Source organism: Streptococcus sp. k-90 (assembly GCF_013277565.1).
Classification (GTDB): Bacteria; Bacillota; Bacilli; order Lactobacillales; family Streptococcaceae; genus Streptococcus.
Map to the genome: position 1 here is coordinate 1 of NZ_VMNE01000024.1, position 7286 is coordinate 7286.

Sequence of the window (7286 nt, forward strand, 5' to 3'; positions counted from 1 at the left end):
ATTTGGTTTTTGATTAATTTCAATCTCAACTGGTTGTTCTGTTGTTGGAGCACCTGGTATTATCTTACTTGGCGTTTCAACTGGAACTTCTTCTGTTGGTCTACCTGGTTCTGTAATCTTACCTGTTCCTGGAACTTTACCTTCTGGTAATTCACTGTTTGGTACTTTACCTTTTCCGTCTTCACCGATTGTTACTGTGATTGGACTTTATCTTTACCTGGAATTTCTACCTTAGTTCCTGGTGGGAATGTTGAACCATCTGGTCTCTTCGGTGTTACTGTTACATCACCTGTCTTAGGATCTTGTTCAACATCGAGTGTTGGTGTCTTATGAGCTGGCGTTTCAACTGGAACTTCTTCTGTTGGTCTACCTGGTTCTGTAATCTTACCTGTTCCTGGAACTTTACCTTCTGGTAATTCACTGTTNNNNATTTCTACCTTAGTTCCTGATGGGAATGGTGAGCCATCTGGTTTCTTCGGTGTTACTGTTACATCACCTGTCTTAGGATCTTGTTCAACATCTAGTGTTGGTGTCTTACGAGCTGGTGTTGTTACATCTACTGGTTGTGATGGTTTCTTATTAGGTTCTGTTACTTTTCCTTTTCCTGGGATATCTTTCTTAGGAAGTTTGTCATTTGGTACTTCACCTGAACCATTGTCGCCAATCGTAACAGTGATTGTAATTGGGTTTCCATCTTTATCTTCACCAGGGATTTCTACCTTAGTTCCTGATGGGTATGGTTTTCCATCTTCTTTCTTAGGCGTTACTACTGCATCACCATTTGGTTTTTGATTAATTTCAATCTCAACTGGTTGTTCTGTTGTTGGAGCACCTGGTATTATCTTACTTGGTGTTTCAACTGGAACTTCTTCCGTTGGTTTACCTGGTTCTGTAATCTTACCTGTACCTGGTACTTTACCGTCTGGTAATTCNNCCGATTGTTACTGTGATTGGACCATTTTCACCTGGAATTTCTACCTTAGTTCCTGATGGGAATGGTGATCCATCTGGTTTCTTCGGTGTTACTGTTACGTCACCTGTCTCAGGATCTTGATCCAACTCTAGTTTTGGTGTCTTATGAGCTGGTGTTGTTACATCTACTGGTTTTGATGGGTTCTTATTAGGTTCTGTTACTGTTCCTTTTCCTGGAACAGCTTTCTTAGGAAGTTTGTCATTTGGTACTTCACCTGATCCATTGTCACCAATTGTTACTGTGATTGGGTGATCCTTATCTTTACCTGGGATTTCTACCTTAGTTCCTGGTGGATATGGTTTTCCATCTGGTTTCTTAGGTGTTACAATCGCATTTCCATTTGGTTGTTGAGTAATTTCGATTGTAGGAGTTTGAGTTGTTGGTGTCTTAGGATCTGTTCCATTTGTGATTTCTTCCTCATCTGGAATGCCATCGTTGTCATCATCTGGATCAGTCACATCTGGAATGCCATCTCCATCTGTATCACGTTGAATTTTAACTGGAACTTTGACTACAACTTCTTCTGTGCCTTTTTTCAGTTTAACTGGAATTTCGACTGTGCGTTCTTCTTCTTTTGGTTCCCAATTGTCTACTGTTGGTGTTCCTACTAGATTTCCGCCGTTATCAACTGTTAAACCATTTACTGGTTTATCTGTTGTAATCGTTGTACCTGGTTTGTTTGGTGTGATTACCTTAGTATTTGCTGGGACTGGTGTTTTTTCTGGGACAGTTTTTCCTGTTACTGTTCCTGTTAATTTATCCGCTACTTTTGGATTTGCATCTTCTGTATCTGGAATTCCATCGTTGTCATCATCTGGATCAGTCACATCTGGAATACCGTCTCCATCTGTATCGCGTTGAATTTTAACTGGAACTTTGACTACAACTTCTTCTGTACCTTTTTTCAGTTTAACTGGAATTTCGACTGTGCGTTCTTCTTCTTTTGGTTCCCAATTGTCTACTGTTGGTGTTCCTACTAGATTTCCGCCGTTATCAACTGTTAAACCATTTACTGGTTTATCTGTTGTAATCGTTGTACCTGGTTTGTTTGGTGTTACTACCTTAGTATTCGCTGGTACTGGTGTTTTTTCTGGGACAGTTTTTCCTGTTACTGTTCCTGTTAATTTATCTGCTACTTTTGGAGTTGCATCTTCTGTATCTGGAATTCCATCATTGTCATCGTCTGGATCAGTCACATCTGGAATACCGTCTCCATCTGTATCACGTTGAATTTTAACTGGAACTTTGACTACAGCTTCTTCTGGGCCATTTTTCAGTTTAACTGGAATTTCGACTGTGCGTTCTTCTTCTTTTGGTTTCCAATTGTCTACTGTTGGTGTTCCTACTAGATTTCCGCCGTTATCAACTGTTAAACCATTTACTGGTTTATCTGTTGTAATCGTTGTACCTGGTCTATTTGGTGTTACTACCTTAGTATTTGCTGGGACTGGTGTTTTTTCTGGGACAGTTTTTCCTGTTGCTGTTCCTGCTAACTGATCTTGAACAGTGATTCTGATTGATTTGGTTGATGGCGTATTGTTTTTATCGTATGCTGTGATTCGTACTGTATAGAATCCTGTTTTGGCATTCGTAGTTCCTGTAATTTGACCATTTTCGTATTTTAATCCTTGTGGTAAATTGCTTACCTGAATTGGATTATTATCACGCATTCCAACTCCACCTGGATTATCTACAGCTGTTACAGGGATTGGTGTAATTGGTGTGTTTTTAGTTACTGTTGCGCTTTCTGCTGTAATTGTTGGGCCTGTTACGTCTTTTACTGTAACTGGTACATCTACAGTATCACTTGATCCATCTGGATATGTAACTTTAACTACCGCATTTCCTGCATTTCCTGCTGTTGCAGTTGAAGTTGGTTTACTTTGTACCGTTAATGTTCCAGGGCCATAATTTGTTACTTTTGCTTTTACTGCTTCATCTGTGATTGGCTGACCTTGGTTAACTGTTAACGTGTCTCCTGTCGGATTATATTTGCTAGCTTGCTCTTGAACAGTGATTCTGATTGCTTTGGTTGATGGCGTATTGTTTTTATCGTATGCTGTGATTCGTACTGTATAGAATCCTGTTTTAGCATTCGTAGTTCCTGTAATTTGACCATTTTCGTATTTTAATCCTTGTGGTAAATTGCTTACCTGAATTGGATTATTATCACGCATTCCAACACCACCTGTATTATCTACAGCTGTTACAGGGATTGGAGTAATTGGCTCGTTTTTAGTTACAGTTGTATCATTGGCTGTGATTGTTGGTCCTGTTACGTCTTTTACTGTAACTGGTACATTTACAGTATCACTTGATCCATCTGAATAGGTTACTTTTACAACCGCATTTCCTGCATTTCCTGCTGTTGCAGTTGAAGTTGGTTTGCTTTCTACCGTTAATGTTCCTGGTGCATAGTTCTTCACTTTTGCTTTTACTGCATCATCTGTGATTGGCTGACCTTGGTTTACAGTTAACGTGTCTCCTGTCGGATTATATTTGCTAGCTTGCTCTTGAACAGTAATTCTTATTGTTTTTTCTGAAGAATTATTATTTTTATCATATGCTTTAATTTTTACAGTATAGAATCCTGTTTTAGCATTCGTAGTTCCTGTAATTTTGCCATTTTCATATTTTAATCCTTGTGGTAAATTGCTTACCTCAATTGGATTATTATCACGCATTCCAACTCCACCTGGATTATCTACAGCTGTCACAGGGATTGGCGTGATTGGTTCGTTTTTAGTTACTGTAGCATCTGCTGCTGTAATTGTTGGTGCTATCTTATCACGAGATGTTACAGTGAAAGTAAATGTTACTGGTTTAGCTGCGTGACCTGCATTATCAGTAGCCTTAAATGTAATCGTATTCGTTTTACCAACATCTTCTGCAGTTGTTGTAATTGTAATTCGTCTTGATTGTTCAGTATCCGTGTTTGTTAATGGAGTTGCAGATACATTCCCTGTAATAAGTCTACTACTATATTTCGTTGTTAAATCACTAGGATCAAAATTAACATGTTTATCGTCTCTTGCTGTTACTGTGAAGGTTACTTGTTGACCTTCTACTACGTTTTGGCTAGCTGGTGAGATTGTTAATGTAGGTGGTTGGTTATCTGGTGCTTCTGTTGGAGTAACAGGGTTACTTTTATCAGAAGTTACTGTTCCATTACTATTAGTAACTACTGTTTCAGCTTTAAGTGGTTTTCCTGGTAAAGGTTCTTTAACTGTAACTGTAGCAGTCTGTCCATTAGTTGTTCCAGTTCCGATAATTCTATCACCATCGTAAATATTAACTTTAGAATTGTTCGGTACTCCGTTTCCAACATTTACAGTAATTTGTTGATTTGGTAAGCCTTTTTTATGTTCAAGATTTGGTGTAATAATCGGTTGTTTTGGTTTAACGTTTAATGTAACTGTTCCATCTGAACCTGAATTTTTATCTTCTGAACTAGAACCATCTTTATAAGTTGCAATAGATTTATACTTGAATACTCCGGCTTGTGCTGTACTTGGTGAATTATTATCTTTCCAAGTCCAGTTCATACCTGCAGGGAATGATTTTCCATTTTTATGTGTAACATAACCTGAAGATACAGGGTTGATTGGATCTCCTGCATTATCTCCTACTGTTTTTGTAACTGTTAAACCTTTAATTGGATCTTTAGGTGCATCTGGATCATTTTGTAAACGAGTACCTGTTGCCCCCATAATATATGAGTAGCTAGTTCCAGATGCTTTTGTTACGGATGCCGCATATGCACGACCATAAGCATTCGCCTCTGCTTCAGTAATATTATTTTTCAACTTAATCTTCGCATGCATATGCATTGCATAATCGGTACTTTCTCTTCTGACATCTACCCCTAGATAATAAGATAGTCCTGGATAATTACCATTTTTATCTTTAGTAAGTTGATTTAGAGTAGGATCATCTTGGTTATATTTAAATACATCCCATCTTTGATTATTACGAGTCACCCCTGAATTTGGATCATAAAACGTATCTCTATCAGCATTAAAAATACGATATTGCTGACTCCATGGATTTGTGATTGTTGCAGTATTACCATATTGTTCGAATCCTTGGAAACCATCAGAAAGTCTTCTACCTCCAGTATTACGATAACGAGTAAATGTTAAATCCTTTACCGTATTAGATGGATCCATGATATTAAATGGCGCTTGGAAGTAATAGTGTTGTTGATAAGTGTTCTCTGTCATCTTATGTCCATCGTTATTGAAGAACACATCGTAGACAATCCATTTACCTTGACTATCTTCCATGTAGTAGGCTTTGATATCTGTTTTATTTAATGTTAATTCAGGCTCATTATTTCGAGTTCTTCTGCCTCCGTTTTTGTTAGGGTCAACAGAAGCAAAATATTTAATATTTGCTAAGGCTCCTGAACTAATCTGACCATTTGCTCTAAAACTTGTTCCTTGACCCATGCTCTTGCCATTACGTGAGTCACGAGCACCTGAAGTCAAACGTGTTGTAGCGTTTTTAACAGAGTTAAACATTCTCTTCACACGTTTTGTCATATCTTCAACATCGTTCAGAGAAACTGTTGTATTTTCAAGAACACCTTGAGCCAAGCCCAATAGTTCATTGGCTTTTTCAAGAACTTCTTTGCTAGTCTCCTGCTCAGGCAATTCCAAAACAGCTGCCTGCAATTGATCTACAGATACTTTCAAAGTATCTTTTTTAGCTGATACAGTTTGACTCTCTTCGCTGGCGCTTACTTCAGGAGAAGTTTGACTTGCTAGATTGTCGGCTGGCTTCTCAGTTTTATCTGCTTGTTTATCAACTTGAACCTCAGTTGCTTCCTTAGCAGCTGATACGACTGTCACATCTTTAGACAAGAGTTCTACAAGTTCATCGATATCCTTTTGAGCTAGCTCAGAACTTTCTAGGGCTTCTTTCCCTTTTTGAAGTCTGTCTGTAACAGGCGATACTACTGACTCGTCAAGGTTTAATTTAGTTGAAAGAAGAACATTTAATTCTTCAACTACTTTTTTCAACTTGGCTTTATCAACTGTAGACGCGCCAGGTGTAGCAGTTGTAAGCGCTTGATTTTCTGCGTCTACATTTTTTTCAGTAGTGTCTGTACTCTCTTGAGGCAACTTGGCCTCATCTTTAGGGTTTACTACACCCGCATTAAGTTGTGAAGTCTTGTCAACTAGACTATCCGCACTCGCAACGCGGGCACCCAAAAACATCAGCGCTGCAACAGCAACTGAAGCCGCACCGAAACTATATTTACGAATAGAAAAGCGCAAAACTTTTTCACGTTGCTGGCGCTTTATTCTATTGAGCGAATTTGACTTATTTTCCATTGTTCCTCCTTATGTTAAAACACAAAATCAAATTAAAAGTATTCTTCATGGCTACACTTCTTATAGTAACGCACCCATGAAGCCTACTATGATGAGCATGTTTACACATCACAGCTATCACAGCTATCACAGCTATCACAGCTATCACAGCTATCACAGCTCGATTATACCATTTTTAATATATTTACACAAGACAAAACTGTTTTATTCCATAGAATAAAGGATAAATTGTTTAACTATACACAAAATGTTATTATGTTATATTTTGAATACAACAAACTCTCTAGCTTTAAAATAAATCTGTAACCACCTATCGTATCAGATAATTCATCGTCATTTTTAATAGTAAAAAATAATCACCTAAAAAATTTAATGGTAACAAATGACTCACTCCATATCCCAATTAATAGCGTATCCAATTGAGAGCTTCTTAGTACAAAGATTAGCATCTACTTTCCAAAAACACAACAACGGCCTTGTACCTCTTAAAACGAGGAACAAAGCCGTTGTTTAATCTTTTCCATTCATTGTCCACTTAACAATGAACAGTTCATATTCTGACTAAATGTTTAGTCTTCTTTTTTCTTGCGAGCTACAAGTCCAAATCCACTCAATAGTCCAAGAAGTCCTAGAGATGCAAGAGCCGCATTTGATTCTGTTCCTGTATTTGGCAATACATTTTGAGAATCATTTGACTTAGCTCCATTATCAACAGTAGTCTTAGTATCTACCTGATTTGCATTCGGAGTAACTGCATTTGGAGTTGGAGTAGCTGGTGCCGGTTTATCTTGACCAGAATCTCCATTAGTATCAGGTTTGACTGGCGTATCAGGTGTCACTGGTGCAACTGGATTTGTATCTGTTGGTGTTGATGGTGTGACTTTACCTGGTGTTGTTACATCAGGAACTTCAACTGTTGGTTGACCTGGTTCTGTAATCTTAGCTGTACCTGGTACTTTACCTTCTGGTAATTC

The 7286-nt window shown here is 38.1% G+C and carries 4 protein-coding genes; all 4 read right to left on the minus strand.

Annotated elements, in window-relative coordinates; translation table 11 throughout:
* A partial coding sequence (locus tag HT734_RS09610) for a hypothetical protein (RefSeq protein WP_173308496.1) occupies positions 1-201 on the minus strand: 201 nt, incomplete at its 3' end.
* Complete coding sequence (locus HT734_RS09650) at positions 192-896, minus strand: hypothetical protein (protein ID WP_345890457.1); 705 nt, start codon at positions 894-896, stop codon at positions 192-194. The genes HT734_RS09610 and HT734_RS09650, both read right to left, overlap by 10 nt.
* A gap of 19 nt (positions 897-915) precedes the next feature.
* Positions 916-6312, minus strand: coding sequence for a Rib/alpha-like domain-containing protein (locus HT734_RS08130; protein ID WP_173308494.1), 5397 nt, complete (start codon positions 6310-6312; stop codon positions 916-918).
* 569 nt (positions 6313-6881) lie between these two features.
* On the minus strand, positions 6882-7286 hold a 405-nt coding region (locus HT734_RS09505; protein ID WP_240151648.1), incomplete at its 5' end, for an LPXTG cell wall anchor domain-containing protein.